General features: G+C 70.5%; 15 protein-coding genes. 10 read left to right on the forward strand and 5 right to left on the reverse strand.

What is annotated here, in order from left to right; genetic code table 11:
* Positions 1-553 precede the first annotated feature (553 nt).
* From ACBJ59_RS33425 to ACBJ59_RS33435, 3 genes are all read left to right on the forward strand, one after another.
* Positions 554-2,236 (forward strand): tectonin domain-containing protein, encoded by a 1,683-nt coding sequence (locus tag ACBJ59_RS33425; protein ID WP_375114179.1) that lies wholly within the window; start codon positions 554-556, stop codon positions 2,234-2,236.
* 10 nt (positions 2,237-2,246) lie between these two features.
* Positions 2,247-2,855 carry a hypothetical protein gene (locus ACBJ59_RS33430; RefSeq protein WP_375114180.1) on the forward strand — a complete coding sequence of 203 codons (609 nt, stop codon included), beginning with the start codon at positions 2,247-2,249 and terminating at the stop codon, positions 2,853-2,855.
* Between the two features lie 346 nt (positions 2,856-3,201).
* Entirely contained in the window at positions 3,202-3,858 is a 657-nt protein-coding gene (locus ACBJ59_RS33435) for a DUF4389 domain-containing protein (protein ID WP_375114181.1), read from the forward strand.
* A 232-nt stretch (positions 3,859-4,090) separates the two neighbouring features.
* On the opposite strand, the gene ACBJ59_RS33440 is transcribed toward ACBJ59_RS33435, so the two are convergent.
* Entirely contained in the window at positions 4,091-5,326 is a 1,236-nt protein-coding gene (locus ACBJ59_RS33440) for an IS110 family transposase (protein ID WP_375114492.1), read from the reverse strand.
* Positions 5,327-5,591: 265 nt separating this feature from the next.
* Between ACBJ59_RS33440 and ACBJ59_RS33445 the strand changes: the two genes are divergently transcribed.
* From ACBJ59_RS33445 to ACBJ59_RS33470, 6 genes are all read left to right on the forward strand, one after another.
* Complete coding sequence (locus tag ACBJ59_RS33445) at positions 5,592-6,275, forward strand: SDR family oxidoreductase (protein ID WP_375114182.1); 684 nt, start codon at positions 5,592-5,594, stop codon at positions 6,273-6,275.
* 545 nt (positions 6,276-6,820) lie between these two features.
* Entirely contained in the window at positions 6,821-7,720 is a 900-nt protein-coding gene (locus ACBJ59_RS33450) for a peptidoglycan DD-metalloendopeptidase family protein (protein ID WP_375114183.1), read from the forward strand.
* A gap of 562 nt (positions 7,721-8,282) precedes the next feature.
* Positions 8,283-9,200 carry an ABC transporter ATP-binding protein gene (locus ACBJ59_RS33455; RefSeq protein ID WP_375114184.1) on the forward strand — a complete coding sequence of 306 codons (918 nt, stop codon included), beginning with the start codon at positions 8,283-8,285 and terminating at the stop codon, positions 9,198-9,200.
* Positions 9,200-9,904 carry an ABC transporter permease gene (locus tag ACBJ59_RS33460; protein ID WP_375114185.1) on the forward strand — a complete coding sequence of 235 codons (705 nt, stop codon included), beginning with the start codon at positions 9,200-9,202 and terminating at the stop codon, positions 9,902-9,904. Before ACBJ59_RS33455 ends, ACBJ59_RS33460 begins: the two co-directional genes overlap by 1 nt.
* Before the next feature lie 7 nt (positions 9,905-9,911).
* Complete coding sequence (locus ACBJ59_RS33465; protein ID WP_375114186.1) at positions 9,912-11,156, forward strand: sensor histidine kinase; 1,245 nt, start codon at positions 9,912-9,914, stop codon at positions 11,154-11,156.
* Positions 11,153-11,788, forward strand: a complete 636-nt coding sequence (locus ACBJ59_RS33470) for a response regulator (RefSeq protein ID WP_375114187.1) — start codon at positions 11,153-11,155, stop codon at positions 11,786-11,788. Before ACBJ59_RS33465 ends, ACBJ59_RS33470 begins: the two co-directional genes overlap by 4 nt.
* A gap of 100 nt (positions 11,789-11,888) precedes the next feature.
* Here the strand turns inward: ACBJ59_RS33470 and ACBJ59_RS33475 are convergent, their stop codons facing one another.
* A complete protein-coding gene (locus ACBJ59_RS33475; protein WP_375114188.1) occupies positions 11,889-12,776 on the reverse strand; it encodes a hypothetical protein in 888 nt (295 codons plus the stop codon).
* A gap of 80 nt (positions 12,777-12,856) precedes the next feature.
* Here ACBJ59_RS33475 and ACBJ59_RS33480 point away from each other — a divergent pair, with 80 nt between their 5' ends.
* Positions 12,857-12,979 (forward strand): hypothetical protein, encoded by a 123-nt coding sequence (locus ACBJ59_RS33480; RefSeq protein WP_375114189.1) that lies wholly within the window; start codon positions 12,857-12,859, stop codon positions 12,977-12,979.
* Between the two features lie 148 nt (positions 12,980-13,127).
* On the opposite strand, the gene ACBJ59_RS33485 is transcribed toward ACBJ59_RS33480, so the two are convergent.
* Genes ACBJ59_RS33485 through ACBJ59_RS33495 form a run of 3 tightly spaced genes read right to left on the reverse strand, consistent with a single transcriptional unit; the run spans position 13,128 to position 16,434 of the window.
* The gene (locus ACBJ59_RS33485; RefSeq protein ID WP_375114190.1) at positions 13,128-15,548 is read right to left on the reverse strand and encodes an ABC transporter permease; all 2,421 of its coding nucleotides are present in this window, start codon (positions 15,546-15,548) and stop codon (positions 13,128-13,130) included.
* Positions 15,545-16,240, reverse strand: a complete 696-nt coding sequence (locus ACBJ59_RS33490) for an ABC transporter ATP-binding protein (RefSeq protein ID WP_375114191.1) — start codon at positions 16,238-16,240, stop codon at positions 15,545-15,547. The genes ACBJ59_RS33485 and ACBJ59_RS33490 overlap by 4 nt, the downstream gene beginning before the upstream one ends.
* Positions 16,237-16,434 carry a hypothetical protein gene (locus tag ACBJ59_RS33495; RefSeq protein ID WP_375114192.1) on the reverse strand — a complete coding sequence of 66 codons (198 nt, stop codon included), beginning with the start codon at positions 16,432-16,434 and terminating at the stop codon, positions 16,237-16,239. Before ACBJ59_RS33495 ends, ACBJ59_RS33490 begins: the two co-directional genes overlap by 4 nt.
* Positions 16,435-16,535: the final 101 nt, after the last annotated feature.

A 16,535-nucleotide genomic window follows, 5' to 3' on the forward strand; every position in this document is an offset into this window, starting at 1 on the left:
CCTGCTCCGGGTCCGTGGAACCCGGCGCCCCCGCAGCGTCATGCGACGGCCCGCCCCAACCGCGTCGGGGACATTACGGGCAAATCGCGGAGCCACTCACACAGCACCGCCCGCTGAAGAATCGAGGTTAACAGCTCACCCCCTCGAATTATTTGAAGAAGTCGATCCTGGACAGTTTTACGGCCGACTTTCCAGGAGGCGCGATCGAATAAAAAGGCGTTTACGCTGACAGCGGCCGTGCCGACGGTGACCCACAAAATATTCTGGGCCGGATTCAGGCAGGTCAAACCCACCTTATGGCCGTTGGGGAACTCTCGGCAATGTTGGTCCGTAAATACTGTAATCATTGCTGATTCTCGACTTTGAATGTAGCTTCAAGCAGGCCACCAGCACGGCCACTTGGCCCAGGACGGCCCCTTTTCAAGCGGCCCTCGGAACCGAACTGTGCAGTCGGTTGTCCTTTGCGTTGTGCCATGGATTCATTTACGTGCGAGCAAGGTGACTGTCACATCGCAGCGGTCACCGTCGGGAACGTCGATAGGAGCGCCGAACCATGAGTAACGGCAGTTTCCTCGCCATCGGTACGGACAACAATCTCCACTTCCGGGCCGGGCTGAACACGGGCTGGGTCCCGGTGCCCAACGGCGGACCGGTGACCGCGGTCAGCCAGCTGAAGAACGGACTCCTCGTCGGTGTGGGTACCGACAAACAGCTCTACACGCGCGCCGGCCTGAGCGCCGGCTGGGTCGTCGTCCCCAACAGCGGCCCCATGATCGCGGTGGCGGTGCTGCTCGATGGCAGGCTCCTCGGCGTGGGCACCGACCAGAATCTGTACACGCGAGCGAGCCTGACCGCAAGCTGGGTCCGCATTCCCAACAGCGGCAGCGTCACGTCGGTGACCGTGCTGCCTGACGGGACCATCGTGGGTGTCGGCACCGACAACAAACTCTGGTCGCGAGCCGGCCTCACCGCGGCCTGGACACAGGTGGCGGGCAGCGGCACGGTGAAGTCGGTGACCGCGCAAGCCGACGGGACCCTCGTCGGCGTGGGGATGGACAACCTGCTCATGACGCGAGCCGGCCTGAATGCGGCTTGGGTCCAGGTGCCCAACAGCGGCCTGGTGAGCACGGCCACGGCACTGAAGGAGACGACCCTCCTGGGCGTCAGCACGGACGGCCTGCTCATGACACGAGCGGGTCTGACCGCGCCCTGGGTAACGGTGCCAGGCAGCGGCACCGTGAAGGCAATCACCACACTGCGCGACGGGACCATCTTGGGGGTGGGCACCGACAACATGCTCATGACGCGAGCCGGCCTGAATGCGGCTTGGGTCAAGATCCCCAACAGCGGCCTGGTGATGGGTGTCGCCGTGCTGCGCGATGGGACCATCCTCGGCGTGGGCACCGACATGCAACTGCACACGCGAGCGAGCCTGACCGCGGGCTGGGTCAAGGTCGCCAACAGCGGCAGCGTGACGGCGGTGACCGTGCTGCCCGACGGGACCATCGTCGGCGCGGGCACCGACAAACAGCTGTACACGCGGGCGAGCCTGACCGCGGGCTGGGTCCTCGTTCCCGGCAGCGGCAGCGTCACGGCGGTGACCGCGTTGCCCGACGGGACCATCCTCGGCGTGGCCATTGAGCCGAACCTGCACACCCTGTTTTCGCGCTCCGGCCTGACCGGGCCTTGGAAACCGGTCCCCAACAGCAGCCCGGTGACCGCGGTCGCCGTGATCGACGCGGTCGACCAGCGCCTCAACTTCGAGTGGCAGCACCAGAGCCAGACCATGTGGTGCTGGTCGGCGTCCTCGGTCGCCATCGCGAAGTTCTACAACCCCGCCACCGACTGGACCCAGTGTTCGCTGGCCGACGCCGAGCTGGACCGGGACGACTGCTGCGTGGGCGAAGGCGCGGTATCACCCTGCAACCAGGGACGGTGGCCGGACACGGCGCTGCAGCGGATCAAGCACTGGAACGAACGTCTGAACGCCGGCCTGACGCCCGCGCAGGTCAGCGCCGAAATGGCGAAATCCGCGCCGGTCATGGCGAACATCGCCTGGTCGGGCGGCGGAGGCCACATCGTGGTGGTGACAGGCCGCTTCCTCGACGCCGACGGGATCGAGTGGGTCAGCGTGGCCGATCCGTGGGACGGACCCCGGAACGTGTCCTACACCACCTTCCGCGAGAGCTATCAGGGCAGCGGGACCTGGAACGTCTCATACAAGACTCAGGGCTGAGGAGAACGCCATGCCAGTGCACCTGTCCGACCCGTCACCCGACGTGCCCGCGAGAGTCAAATCGAAGCTCCACGCGTTCGCCGACGACGCCCAGTTCACCACCAAGGCGCTGCGCGGCGCCCGCAAAGACCAGCTCGACGTGTCCACCCCGCACGAGGTCTACACGCTGGGACTGAACGACATCACCGCGGGCGGCGGCCTGGACCGGGCGCAGCCGGTGGGATGGCGCTACCTGATCGTCGAAGGCGGACAGCCCATCGCCACCGCCGAGACCGCGCCGGGCCCGGACGGCACCCAGGAGGTGTCCCAGTTCGCCGAGGGGCCGTTCGTGGCCGCCACCGACAAAGCCGTCAAGATCCTCCGCAAGCTCCCCGAGCTCGAAGCCAAGGGCTTCGAACTGCGCCTGCTGCGCATCCCCGCCCTCTACATGATGGCGCTATGGCTGCACGCGACCGACACCGACCTGCTGGTGCCGATGGAGCCCTCGCCCGTAGGGAAGGCAGGCAAGCGCATGCCGGCCGAGGAGTTCTTCAACGACCTGTCCGAACTGGCCCGCTCGGCGGCCCTTCCCGACCAGCCCGACCAGCCCGACACGCCAGGGCCCACCACCGCGCCCTGACCCGGACCCGCCCCTGTCTGGCAGTCGACCCACCTGCTGCCAGGCGGGGCTCCTAGGGTCGGCGGCGCCGCCCGCATGCGCCGGCTGCACGAAACCCGCGCGGCCATCCGGTACGTACGCGAAGGCCGCGCCCGGGGCCAGGTCGTCATCACCCTGTGAGGCGCACGCCCATCCGGCGCCTCCGGCACCAACCCAGCCGACCCCCGAGCCGGTGTCGGCCTGAGAGGAAATCATCGTGAGCTCCACGACTCCAATGAGCCCCCGCGCCCCCAATCATGGGGAACGGCCGTACCCCCTCCGGGTGCACGCCCACCCGGACAGCCCTCCATCGCGATGGCTGTGGCTGGTGAAGTGGCTGCTGATCCTGCCCCACGCGCTGGTGCTGGTCCCGTTATGGATCGCCTTCCTGCTGCTCAGCCTCGTCGCGCTGGTCGCGATCGTGGCCACCGGCCGATACCCTCGGCCGATCTTCGACTTCAACGTCGGCGTGCTGCGCTGGAGCTGGCGGGTGGGCTACTACGCCTACAGCGCGCTGGCGACCGACCGCTACCCGCCCTTCACCCTCGCGGAGGTCCCCGGCTACCCGGCCGGCCTCACCGTCGACTACCCGGCGCGGCTGCACCGCGGTCTCGTCCTGGTGAAATGGCTCCTGGCCATCCCACACCTGCTGATCGTCGGCGTTCTGTTCGGCGGCGGCGGCTGGCTCACCTGGCAGGCCGGCGACCAGGCCTGGCTCTGGGGCGGCGGCGGAGTGACCGGACTCCTCGTCCTGGTCGCCGCGATCCTGCTCGCGGTCACCGGCACCTACCCGCGCCCCCTGTTCGACCTCATTCTCGGCCTGAACCGCTGGGCGCTGCGCGTCGGCGGCTACACCTCGCTGATGACCGACCGCTACCCGCCCTTCCGGCTCGATCTCGGCGGCGACGACCCCGGCACCTCCCCCAGCGAGCCCACCACCTCCAGCGAGGACCCCGCCCTCCGCTCGATCCCCGCCGGAGGCTGACCTGCTCCCGCGCATGGGGCAGCCCACCGCGCGTGATCGGCATCCTGCTGGTGATCGCCGGGCTCGACCTGGTGCTGGTCCCGGCCCATTCGCTCAACATCGCTCTGCTCACCTCCGGTGAAGTGGCGCTGATCTTCTGACGGCCCATCAGCGGCCGTCGGCTGATCACCGAACCAGAGACGGCAGAGCATGCCGAACCAGACCGAGAAAGACATCCCAGGAGCTTTAGTTGTCAAGCAGCAAGCGATTCGGCGTGATGCGACCAGGCGGTTGCCTCGTCGTAGAGGGCGCCGGTCTTGAGGCAGCCGTGCAGGATGCCGACGAGCCGGTTGGCGACCTGGCGCGGGGCGGCGTTGTAGTCGGCGCCGCGGGCCCGTTGCTTGTCGTAGTAGGCGCGGGCGCCGGGCGAGACGCGGACGGCAGTGGCCGCCTGGGTGAGCAAGGCGTCGATCAGCCGGTCGTTGTGCACGTAGCGGGCCGCGACGACCTTCTTCTTGCCCGAGGCCCGGGTGATCGGGCTGGTGCCGGCGTAGTTCTTACGCGCCTTGGCACTGGCATACCGCTGGGAGTCATCGCCGAACTCTGCGAGCACCCGGGCACCGAGGATCGGTCCCAGTCCCGGCTGGGAGCAGATGATCTCAGCGGCCGGGTGCTGCCCAAAATGCGCCTCGACCTCCTTGTGCAGGGCCGCGACCTGCTGGTTCAGGGTGGCAAGGACGGCGATCAGGGCGCGGGCGGAGGCAGCGTAGGCGGTGGTGACCACCTCGGGCTGGCCCAGGTGCTCGGTGCGCAGGGCGGCCTGGATCGGCGCGGCCTTGGCGGCCAGGTCGCCGCGGCGGCCGGCCCGCTTGAGCGCCGCGCTGATCTGGCTGATCGTCAGCCTTGCGGCGGCGGCAGGATCGGCCGCCCGGGCCAGCAGGTCGAGGGCTTCGGGTGCGTCCAGGTCGTCGAAGGCGGCCAGGGCGGCGGGGAAGTAGTCGCGCAGTGCGTGCCGCAGCCGCTGGGTTTGCCGGGTGCGCTCCCAGATCAGCGTCTTGTGCGCGCGGGTGACCACCTTGATGGCCTCGGCCTGGTCGCTGTCGCCGGCCACAGCACGCAGCTGGTGGGCGTCGGTGCGCACCATGTCGGCCAGCACGTGCGCGTCGGCGGCGTCGCTCTTGGCGCCCGACACCTTATGCCGCTTGCGGTAGTCGGCGGCCTGCAGCGGGTTGACCGCGAACACCTGGTAGCCGGCCGCCACCAACGCCTGCACCCACGGGCCCCGGTCGGTCTCGATGCCGATCAGCACCTGACGGGCGGCTTCCTCCTCATCTTCAATGTCCGGGCCGAGCTGCTCGGCGATCATCGCGTGCAGCCGGGCCATGCCCGCCACCCCCTCCGGCAGTCGGGCCTTGGCCAGCCGCGCGCCGGTGGCGTCCATCAGCTCCACATCGTGGTGGTCCTCGGCCCAGTCGTCTCCCACGAACAGCCGCACAGTTCCTCCCGTCGATGTCTTCGTTCCCGCTGGTCAGCAGCCCGTGGGAGAGGCATCTGCGACCTAATGAAGCAGTGCTCACGCCGCATGCGGGCGGGCACGACATCCCATCAGCGATCAACTCTCCCGACCAACCGGCAGGGGCACGGTCTTTCATCAGGACTCGACGTCCAGGACACCCGAGTGCTCACCTGCCGGCGGCCACCATCCACCACGGAGTCTGCCGGATGGCTTACTCCCAGGACTCATTAGGACCCCCATGATCTCCGCTCGCACCGCCCTCATCACCGGCGGTGTCAGCGGCCTGGGCAAGGCCGCCGCCATCCGCCTGGAAGCCGACGGGATCGAAGTGATCACCCTCGATGTTTCCGACGGCGCCGACCTGGTCGTGGACGTCACCGACGCCGCCGCCGTCCAGAGCGCCGCCGAACAGGTGGGTCCGGTGGACATCCTGGTCAACTCCGCCGGGATCGTCGGCCCGAACGCCCCGCTGTGGGAGATCCCGCTCGACGGCTGGCAGCGCACCTTCGACGTCAACGTCAACGGCACGTTCCACACCTGCCGCGCGTTCGTGCCCGGCATGCGCGAACGCGGCTGGGGCCGCATCGTCAACCTCGCCAGCATGGCCGGAAAAGACGGCAACCCCAACATGTCGCCGTACTCCGCCTCCAAGGCCGCCGTCATCGCGCTCACCAAGTCCCTCGGCAAGGAGCTGGCCACCAGCGGCGTACTCGCCAACGCCATCGCCCCCGCTGTCATCGAGACTCCGATGAACGCCGACACCGGGCCCGAGGCCCTCGCTCACATCACCAGCCTCATCCCCATGCGCCGCGTCGGAAAGCCGGAAGAAGTCGCCGAGCTCATTGCGTGGCTCGCCTCCGACAAGGTCAGCTTCTCCACCGGAGCCGTCTACGACATCAGCGGCGGACGCGCCACCTACTGACGGCCACGCCGCGGACCTCGACGCGGGCGGCGCGGCGTCTCGATGCGGCCTCCGCACAGTTCCGGCGCGCCGGTACCCTCCACACCGACCCGCACCACCTGCCCGAACCCCTGCATCGACCTCCGTGATCGCCGGGCCGTGCGGCGTTGGGCCAACCCACGGCACGACGGCGAGCCTCCGATGAGGTGTCCGCATGTGGATATCGGGAGGGCTTGGCCGGGACCGCGGGATCGCGAGTTGATCTGCGAACGCCGCAATGCCGGGTCCGTGGCGCGGCGGCCCATGACTGCCGCGCCGCATCTACGCCAGAGCCGCCGATGGGCGATCGTCGATCCGGTCACCGGTTATCGCCGCTACCGCCCACTCCGACCGCGGACCTGGGGCCAAGAAACTCATCTATGTAAATATCTTTCATTGACGCTCGCATCTTGGTTAGATACCTTCACCCGCGCTTCCCCTCAACCCCCCGGAGGGACCAGCTCGTGAAAACCATCACTCGTTTATCGGCCGCCGTCGTAGCAGCCTCTCTGGTTCTGCTCGGCGCTGTGGCGCCCGCGACCGCCGCGACCACCACGGTCGACAACGCCACCGCCGGCCAGTTCACCGCCGGTGCCGACTGGGGCACCTCGGCATGGTCCGCGCAGCGGTACGGCGCGGACTACCGGTTCGCGACACCGAACACCGTCGCGAGCGACGCCGCCTGGTTCAAGGCGTCCATCGCAGCGGCCGGGGCTCACCTGGTCGAGGTCTGGTACCCGGCGGACGCCGGCTACAACAGCGCCACCCCCTTCATGGTGGCGACCACCGACGGCATCCGTACCGTGGTCATCGACCAGCGCGCCAACGGTGGCCGCTGGGTCAGTCTCGGGACGTTCACCCTGGCCGCCGGCGACTACAACGTGGTCGGCGTCAGCCGCTGGACCAGCCAGCCCGGCTACGTCGTCGCCGACGCGGTCCGGATCACCTCGTCCACCGGAGGTGGCTCGTTCGCGCTACCCCTTCCGCGCAACGCGCTGCCGCGCAGCGAGTACGACGACCCGCACCACGACTATCCCGCGATCGACCTCCCGGTCGGCACCGGCACCCCGGCGTACGCGGTGCGCGCCGGCACGGTGACGGTCATCGACGACAGCCTGTGCGGGCGAGGCATCAACCTGACCGGAACCGACGGGGCCATCTACACGTACTGCCACTTCTCGTCGTGGTCGGTCTCCAACGGCGCGTCGGTCGGCGCCGGGCAGCAGATCGGGCTGACCGGCAACACCGGCAACTCGACCGGTCCGCATCTGCACTTCGGCATCCGCACCGGCAGCACCCGGCGGTGCCCGCAGAACTTCCTGCTGGCCGTCTACGACGGCGCCACTCCACCGGCGGCGAGCAGCCTGTCCACCACGGGCTGCTACTACGCCGGCCGGTCGACCGAGCCGGTCATTCCGCTCGGCTAGGGGCGTCAGTGGCAGGCCCGCCAGCGCCTGCTGTTCGGTTCGGCTGCGGGGATGTGGCGAGGGCGTCCGGCGTCCGTATTCGACCCCGAACCTGAACGCCCTCGCCCCCGCAGACCGCGAACCGAGACGTTCGCGGTGCTGTCGGCGCCGCTCTGCCTTACCGCCGAGCGGCGCCGGCTGTCTCATGCCCGCGCGCACCCATTCGCGCGCACCTGCCCGCTCCTGCCCGCGCGCTCCTGCCCGGCCTGGCGCCGTTCGGCCGTGCCAACCCGCTCGCCCCAACTGGCGTGGGCCAGGCGTGACTGGATGCACAGCGCAGCTGCTGGCGAACATCGGAGAGGCTGACAGCGTCAACATCGCGTAGATGGGGCGATGGCATGGAGCTGCTCATCCCGACAGAGGTCGGTCCGCAAGCTGGAAGTGCCGCCTGCCCGGGCGTTGTAGTGGAGTCCTCGGCGGACCGCATCAACCGATCGGTGGATTCCGGGCTCAGCCGCATCAGCGGCGGACCATGGCCGGGCGGGCGATTCGGGCGAGGGGAGGTACGGCCGAAGGTTGCTACATGGCAGTTATCGAGGTGAACGACCTCGTCAAGAGATACGGCAGGCATCCGGTGGTGAACGAGGTGTCCTTCTCCGTGGAGCAGGGCGAGATCTTCGGCATCCTGGGGCCCAACGGGGCGGGCAAGACGACCACCGTGGAGTGCGCCGAGGGATTGCGGCGGCCCGACTCGGGATCGATCAGGGTGCTCGGGCTCGACCCGGTCAGGGACGCGCGGGAGCTGAGCCACCAGGTCGGCGTGCAACTGCAGGAGTCGCTCCTGCCGGAGAACATCAAGGTGTGGGAGGCGCTCGACCTGTACGCCTCCTTCTACCGCGCGCCCAAGGACTGGCGGGCGCTGCTGGAGGAGTGGGGGCTGGCCGACAAGCGCGACGTCAGGTTCGCCACCCTGTCCGGCGGGCAGAAGCAGCGTCTCTTCATCGCCCTGGCGCTGGTCGGCGACCCGGAGGTGGCGTTCCTGGACGAGCTGACCACCGGGCTGGATCCGGCCGCCCGCCGGGTCACCTGGGAGCTGATCAAGCAGGTACGAGCGGCGGGCGTGACCGTCGTCCTGGTCAGCCACTACATGGACGAGGTGGAGGAACTGTGCGACAGGGTCGCGGTGTTCGACCGGGGGCGGATCGTCGCGATGGACACCCCCTCGAACCTGATCTCGGCCGTGGACGCCGACCAGCATCTGCGCTTCCGGCCGCTGGCGCCCTTCGACGACGCGCTGCTGACGGGTTTGCCGGGGGTGGTGTCGGTGACCCGCTCCGGCGACCGGGTGATCGTCGCGGGCCGAGGAGACTTCGCCGGCGCGGTGACCTCCGCGCTGGCTCGTGACCATGTCCCGGTGGCCGAGCTGCGGGTCGAGCAGCATACGTTGAACGACGCCTTCGTCGCCCTGACCGGCCGCGCCTTCGGCACCCAGGAGACCTGATGACCGGCTTCGCCAAACTCGCCAAGGTCGAGTCCAAGCTGCTGCTGCGCGACCCCGGCGCGATCTTCAGCATGGCCGTTCCGCTCTTCATCCTGGGGATCTTCGGTAGCGGGACCAGTCCGGGGGACACCGCGCTGCCCTCGATGTCGATGACGATCGCGGTCGGGCTGGTGGGGCTCTACATGGTGCCCACCACCCTGGCCACCTACCGGGAGCGGGGCATCCTGCGCAGGCTGTCCACCACGCCGGTCAGCCCGGGCGCCCTGCTGAGCGTGCAGCTGATCCTCCAGCTCGTCTTCGCGGTGCTCGCCTCGGCGGTGCTCGTCGCGGTCTCGGTGGCGGTCTTCCAGGCGGCCGTGCCCGCCCGCGTCGTGACGATGGTGACCGCCTTCCTGCTCGGCACCTCGGCGATCTTCGCGGTCGGTCTGCTCATCGCCGCGACCGCGGCGAGCGGGCGCGCCGCCAACGGGGTCGGCGTGCTGCTCTACTTCCCGCTGGCCTACCTCGGCGGCGTCATGCAACCCAAGGAGGCCATGCCCGAGCTGCCGGCCACGATCGGTGAGTTCACCCCGCTCGGCCTGTTCAGGCAGGCTGTCCACGACGCCTGGAGCGGGGCGGCGACACAGCCCCTGCTTCTGGCGATAATGGCGGTATATGCGCTGGTCATCGGTTTGGTCGCGGCCCGTTTCTTCCGTTGGGAGTGAGGCGGCGATGACGCCGTCCGGCCCGCTCGACACCGCGGAAGGGCGGTGGGCCATCGGTCTGGCTGTCGTTCCGTACGTGCTGCTGGCCGTCTCGGCGGGGCTCGCGCTGCTCACCGGGGACGACACCTCGTGGGACCATCGGCTCGGCGTCCTGGGGCTGAGCGCGCTCGCCGCAGGATGGACGCTGTGGATGGTCACGCTGCACCCTGGCTGGATGGCGAACGGCAAGGCGGCGGGCCTCTACATCGCCGGGCTGGTGGCGTTCATCGCGGCGCTGGGCCTGCTCAGCCCGTGGTTCGCCGGTTTCTACGCCTTCACCGGCTACGTCCACTCCTGGCATATGCTGCGTGGCCGATGGCGGATCGCGGGCGTGACCGCGACGGCGGCGGCCGCGGTCACCGGCTACTTCGGCGGGCTGCCCGGCCCTGATCCGGCCATCATCTCCTCCTACGTGCTGGTCATGGTCGCCATCGTGATCCTGGTCGTCCTGTTCAGCCTCTTCGGCGACATGACCGCCGACCAGAGCGTCCGGAGCAAGAAGATGGTCGACCAGCTCGCCGAGACCAACGCCAAGCTGGAGGAGACGATGCGGGAGAACGCCGGACTCCAGGCCCAGCTTCTCCTGCAGGCCCGCGAGGCAGGCGCCACCGACGAGCGCCAGCGCATGGCACGGGAGATCCACGACACGCTGGCGCAGGGGCTGACCGGGATCATCACCCAGGTCCAGGCGGCCGCCCGGGCCAAGCACGACCCGGGCGAGTGGCAGCGCCACCTCGACAACGCCGCCCAGCTGGCCAGGGACAGCCTGGCCGAGGCCCGCCGGTCGGTGCATGCGGTGGGTCCGTGGGAGCTGGAGTCCGCCCGTCTGCCGGAGGCGCTGGCGGAGGTGGTGAGGCGGTGGGAGGGCATCCAGGGCGTACGGACCGAGTTCGCCACGACCGGCCCGGCCCGGCCGCTGCACCCCGAGGTGGAGGTGACCCTGCTGCGCGTGGCGCAGGAGGCCCTGGCCAACGTGGGCAAGCACGCGGGCGCCACCCGCGTCGGCGTCACCGTGTCCTACATGGACGACGTGGTCACGCTGGACGTGCGTGACGACGGCGCCGGGTTCGTCCCGGACGCCCACAGCGGCGGCTTCGGCATGACCTCCATGCGGCAACGCGTGACCAGGCTGGCCGGCAGCCTGGAGATCGAGTCGGAGCCCGGCGCGGGCACCGCCGTCTCGGCCACGGTCCCGGCTCAGGAGCTCCGATGAGCGAATCCCCGATCCGGCTGATCGTCGTCGACGACCATCCCATCGTCCGCGACGGCCTGCGCGGCATGTTCACCGGCGAGCCGGGCTTCGAGGTGGTCGGGGTCGCGGGTGACGGCGCGCGGGCGGTCAGCCTCGCCGAGGAGCTGCGGCCCGACGTGATCCTCATGGACCTGCGGATGCCGGGCACCGACGGGGTCACCGCGATCAGGCGGCTGGCCGAGCGCGGCAGTACGGCCAGGGTCCTCGTGCTGACCACCTACGACACCGACAGCGACGTGCTGCCGGCCATCGAGGCGGGCGCGACCGGCTACCTGCTGAAAGACGCGATGCCCGAGGAACTGGTCCGCGCCGTGCGGGCCGCCGCGCGCGGCGAGGCGGTCCTGTCCCCCTCGGTGGCCACCCGGCTGATCAGCCAGGTGCGCGCGCCGTCCGATCCGCTGAGTGCACGTGAGCTGGAGGTGCTCGCGCTGATCGCCCGCGGCTCCACCAACCGCGAGGCCGCCTCCCGCCTGTTCATCAGCGAGGCCACCGTGAAAAGCCACCTGCTGCACATCTACGCCAAACTCGGCGTCAACGACCGCGCCGCCGCCGTGGCAGTGGCCTTCGAGCGAGGGCTGTTCAACCGGTCCTGATGAGGCTCAGCGGTGGCGGCCGAGCCCGACGGCGGCGGCCCGTAACGGCAGCGGGATGCCGAGCTGAGCGTTGAGCGCCGGCTGACCGGGCTCCAACGGCTCAGTACGGCTCCGGGTCCAGGCAGGTCCCGGTCTCGTGCACCTGGTCCGACGGTGGGGGGTCGATGAGCACCTCGCTCCCCCAGTCGGTGAAGTCGACCTCGATCACGCTGGTCTTGGGCTGGTTGTCCTCGGCCATGGGATAGGTCGAGGTGAGGTGCACCCGGCGGGGAAGCCGGTCCGGTCCGACCCACAACCGCCAGGAGACCTGTGTCGAGTCGTTCCGCTCGCGAAATTGGGCGGCGATCACGGGGTCGTCGTGTGGAGCCGCGATGGCGAACTCCGTCAGCGAGCCGCTCCCGGCGTGCACGACGGTGGCGACTCCGTCGATGGCCGCCCCCGAGGAGGGAGCGGGGGCCGCCAGTTTTCGCAGCACCTCGGGTGAGACGAGGCTGCGTACGCCGAGCGAGCCGATGGCGCGCAACAACTGCTCGCAACCGGAGCCGCCGCCATGAAGCCAGGACTTGCCCGCGGGAACGTCCTGCCGATCAGCCCGGTACTGGTAGGTGCCGGAGCCTGCGATCGTGATCGTCCTGGTCGTCATGTAGGACAGGTCGGTCGGGACAACGCTTTTCAGCTCATCGGGGACATTGGTCCGGTAGTAGGTCGCGGTCAGGTCGGAGGCGGTCGCGCCGAGGACGCCAGTGGCGCGGCTCTCGCTGTATTCGCCGATGTTGACCAGCGCGACGGAGTCGTCCTCCGCCGGCGGGGTGAACACCTTCTCGCCGTAGTCCAGGCGGACGAGCCTGGTGACCTTCACGCCGGCCGAGCCCTTCATCCGCTGGGTCACCGCCTCGGCGGGCGTTCGCGCCGTGACCGCGTCGCCGTCTCCGCAGCCGGTCGTCAGGGCGAGCAGCAGGACGATCGTTGCGATCCTCGGTAAGGCCATCCGGTGATCATAAGGGTCACCTGGCGAGACTTCCGGCGAACCTCTCCCTGCCGCTTCGCGGCGCGGGATCCACTGCTGCCATGGCGGCGGGGCGCGAGGGCGAGAGCGGCGACACCTCCCGCGACGACGGCGCCCACGTCATCCAGTGGCCGGACCAGGACCTGCCCGAGCAGCAGTGGTCGCTGGTCCAGGTGTCCGGCTGATCCACGGACCCCAGCACATCCGCGCGGGTAGTGCGGTGCGGGTTCGCCCTCACGAACTCCTGCGGCTCCGCCCCCGACCCGCTCGATCCGGCGCCGGGAAGGGCGTCGCGTGGCGTGCCCGGCACGCGACGCCCGTGTCCGGCTGCGTTCACAGGTGGGCGAGGGCCTCCCGGACCGTGAGGCGGGAGGCGCGGGTCGCGGCCGCGTCGGTCGCCAGCGCGGCGCCCAGCAGGGCGAGCAGGAGCCAGATCCCGGCCGCGGGGGCGGAGATCCGGTACGGCAAGGGCGCGCTCATGAACAGGTTGCCGAGCCCCGCCCCCAGGAGCCAGGTGAGCACGAGCGCCGGCACGATCGCGGCCACGCATCCGGCGAGCGCGAGGAGGAGGCCCTCGGCGACGACGATGCGGCGTACGGCCCGGGGCCGGGCCCCGATGGCGTGCATGATGCCGAATTCCCGGGTCCGATCAAGCACGTTCGCCCCCATGGTCGAGGCCAGCCCGATGAGTCCGAGCACGCCCAGCGGCACGGCGATCCCCAGCAGGACCAGCAGTAACGGCCCCATGTGCCCCGCGCTGACGGCCTCGCTGCGGCTGATCGAGGACGCCGACTCCACCGTGAACCCGGCGGCGGTGGCCGCCCTGCCGACGGCCGCGGCGACGGCGTCACGGGTCGCCTCGTCATGGCCGGCGGTGAAGACCCGGAGCTGGTCGGCCTCCTGGGACCGCCCCGTGGCGGCGGCCAGGCCCTCCGCCGTCACATAGACGCCGGCGCCGCCCCGCTCCTCGACCACCCCGGCGACGCGCCACGACGTCGGCCGCCCGCCGATGAACAGCCGCACGCTGTCCCCGGCCGCGAGCCCCGGCACGGTGTTCTTCCTGGCGGTCTGGCTGATCAGGACCGCGCCGGTCTCGCCGGGGTTCAGCCGGCGCCCTTCCAGGAGCTTGAGGGACGGGGTGACGCCGGCGGTCAGCGTGATTCGGCCGTGTCCCTGGTCGGGGTAGGTCCGGGTGACCGGGAACCCGAACGGTCCGGCCACCCCGACGGGTTCGGTGCGGAGCCCTTCGACGCGAGTGACGCCCGGCACCCGCCGTACCGCCCCGATGACCGCGTCCGTCGCGGCGGGGCTGCCCAGCCGCAGCTCGACGTCCCAGGTGCGCTGGGCGGCCTGCTCTTCCGTGACGGCGTTCGCACCGGCTTCGAGGGACATCCCGGCGACGAACACCGCGCCCGCGGTCGCCAGCAGCCCGGCCGCCAGCCAGAACCGGGCCGGCCGCCGCACGGTGTTGCGCAGTGCCATGAGCAGCCCCCGGTCCAGCCGGGGGATCCGGCTGAGCCGCGCCAGGAGACCGCCCGGAGTCGACTCGACGCCGCGGTGGTCGATCGCCGCCCGCACGGTCGTCCGGCCGGCCTTGACCAGCGGCGGCAGCGCCGCCAACGGTGGCAGGCCGAGACCGGCGACCAGGATCACCACGTACGCCCACCAGGGCGCGGCGAGGCTCTCGGGCTGGATGCCGAGCGTGGTCAGCAGCGTCCCGAGCAGCGCCCGGCCGATCCAGATGGCCGGGCCCAGCGCGATCAACGTGGCGAGCGCCGCCACCAGCAGCGTCATCACGAGGTAGTAGCGCCCGATGGTGCCGGACCGGGCGCCGATCGCCTTCATGATGCCGATCTGCGGGATCTGCTGGGTGAACAGGGTGTTGAGCATGTTCGCCACCAGGATCGTGCTGAGCAGCAACGCCGCGGCGCCGCCCGCCATGAGCGACAGCAGCAACACGTCCGACTGCCACTGGTGCGGGTGCGCGTACGGCTGGGGCACCTGGATCTCGGCGACCGTCAGTCCCTGCTCGCGGCGCAGCCAGTCGCCGACCTCGGTGGCCGCGGCCACCACGGCGTCGCGGTCCCGGCTCGGCTCCCGACCGCCCGGGTCGGCGATCTGCAGCTTGACCTGGTCCAGCAGGGCCGGCCGGCCGAGAGCGGCCGTGGACAGGTAGCCGCGGCCCCGCTGCTCCTGCGGTGAGGGGGCGAGGCCGGGGTCGTACACCGTTCCCGCCACCCGCAGCCGCGGCAGCTGCCCGCCCGGCCCCCGTACGGTCACCGAGTCGCCGACCGCCACCCCGAGCAGCGCGAGCGAGTCCGCACCGAGCAGCACCTCGCCTTCCGACGGCGGCCAGCGCCCCTCCTGCCCGACGTCGAACTTCACCATCCGCATCGGATCGTCCGCCGCCGCCACGAACACCTGCAGCGGAACGTCCAGCACCTTCCCGCCGACCTCGACCGCGCCCTCGAACTGCGTCCGCCCGGTCGCCTCCAGCACCCCCGGCCTGGTACGGGCCGCGGCCGTCACCGCCGCCATCCGCTCGGGGGTGACGCCCCGGTCGAGCACGATGGTGGCCGAGGCCGGTCCGGTGCTCATGTACGCGCCGCTGGTCTCCCTGCCGATGGCCGCCCAGGCGTTCAGCATGCCCCCGAACACCGTCAGGCTGACCGCGATCGCGACCACCATCAGCACGAACCTGGACCAGCTCACCCGCAGGTCGCGGCGGAGCTTCACCCGCAGCAGCCCGCTCATGCCCGCACCCGCGCCCGGTCGTCCTCGTCGGCGACGATGCGCCCGTCCACGAGAGTGATCTCGCGGCGCACGATGGCCCTGATGTCGCGTTCGTGTGAGACGACCACGATGGTGCGCCCCTCGGCGTTCAGGCCGGCGAACACGTCCAGGACGGCCTGCGCCGTGTGGGAGTCGAGATTGCCGGTGGGCTCGTCGGCCAGCAGCAGCGGCGGATCGTTGGCCAGCGCGCGGGCGATCGCCGCGCGCTGCTGCTGGCCGCCGGACAGGGTGGCCGGCAGTTTGCCCGCCTGGTCGGCGATGCCGACCCGCTCCAGCAGTTCCAGCGCCCGGTCGCGGCGGCGTACGGCGGGGATCCTGGCGGCGAAGTCCATCGGCAGCATCACGTTCTCGACCACCGTCAGCGTGGGCAGGAGCTGGAAGAACTGGAACACCAGCCCGACGTTGCGCCCCCGCCACTCGGCCAGCTCGGACTCCGACAGCCCGCCGAGATCCGCCTGCGCCGCCCGTACCGTGCCCGACGTGGGCCGGTCGATCCCGGCGAGCAGGTTGAGCAGGGTCGTCTTGCCGCTCCCCGACCGCCCCACCACCGCGACGAACTCCCCCGCCTCGACCGACAGGCTGAGCCGATCCACCGCGAGCACCTCGCCCTCCCCCAGCGGATAGGTCTTCACCACATCAGTGACCTCGATCATTCGTGAACCCCTTTCGGCGGAGTGTGGCCACCCACGGGTGGCGCGCCGCTCGCGCCGCCACCATGGCTGGGGATCTGATGGCCCAGGCCGCCACCCCGGATGAGCATCATGGCGATGACGAGCAGGACGACGATGGCTGCGACGATCCCCGCCACCTTCACCCAGCGGGCCATGCCGTCGCCGGTTCCGGCCATACGCGCCCCTTCCGTGCGCCGGTGTCGTTACCGGCCGTCACGCTACGAGCGCCGCGTGCCACGCCGAAACACCCCGTGAGCGGGTCTTCCGCGTCCCCGTT

The sequence above is a fragment of the Nonomuraea sp. MTCD27 genome, from assembly GCF_041950495.1.
Taxonomy (GTDB): Bacteria; Actinomycetota; Actinomycetes; order Streptosporangiales; family Streptosporangiaceae; genus Nonomuraea.

Excerpts from the sequence above, each read along its gene's own strand:
- ACBJ59_RS33475 (WP_375114188.1), bottom strand. The coding sequence starts at position 12,776 with ATGGCCTTACCGAGGATCGCAACGATCGTCCTGCTGCTCGCCCTGACG.
- ACBJ59_RS33455 (WP_375114184.1), top strand. The coding sequence starts at position 8,283 with ATGGCAGTTATCGAGGTGAACGACCTCGTCAAGAGATACGGCAGGCAT.
- ACBJ59_RS33445 (WP_375114182.1), top strand. The coding sequence starts at position 5,592 with ATGATCTCCGCTCGCACCGCCCTCATCACCGGCGGTGTCAGCGGCCTG.
- ACBJ59_RS33430 (WP_375114180.1), top strand. The coding sequence starts at position 2,247 with ATGCCAGTGCACCTGTCCGACCCGTCACCCGACGTGCCCGCGAGAGTC.
- ACBJ59_RS33425 (WP_375114179.1), top strand. The coding sequence starts at position 554 with ATGAGTAACGGCAGTTTCCTCGCCATCGGTACGGACAACAATCTCCAC.
- ACBJ59_RS33460 (WP_375114185.1), top strand. The coding sequence starts at position 9,200 with ATGACCGGCTTCGCCAAACTCGCCAAGGTCGAGTCCAAGCTGCTGCTG.
- ACBJ59_RS33480 (WP_375114189.1), top strand. The coding sequence starts at position 12,857 with ATGGCGGCGGGGCGCGAGGGCGAGAGCGGCGACACCTCCCGCGACGAC.
- ACBJ59_RS33485 (WP_375114190.1), bottom strand. The coding sequence starts at position 15,548 with ATGAGCGGGCTGCTGCGGGTGAAGCTCCGCCGCGACCTGCGGGTGAGC.
- ACBJ59_RS33465 (WP_375114186.1), top strand. The coding sequence starts at position 9,912 with ATGACGCCGTCCGGCCCGCTCGACACCGCGGAAGGGCGGTGGGCCATC.
- ACBJ59_RS33495 (WP_375114192.1), bottom strand. The coding sequence starts at position 16,434 with ATGGCCGGAACCGGCGACGGCATGGCCCGCTGGGTGAAGGTGGCGGGG.
- ACBJ59_RS33490 (WP_375114191.1), bottom strand. The coding sequence starts at position 16,240 with ATGATCGAGGTCACTGATGTGGTGAAGACCTATCCGCTGGGGGAGGGC.
- ACBJ59_RS33470 (WP_375114187.1), top strand. The coding sequence starts at position 11,153 with ATGAGCGAATCCCCGATCCGGCTGATCGTCGTCGACGACCATCCCATC.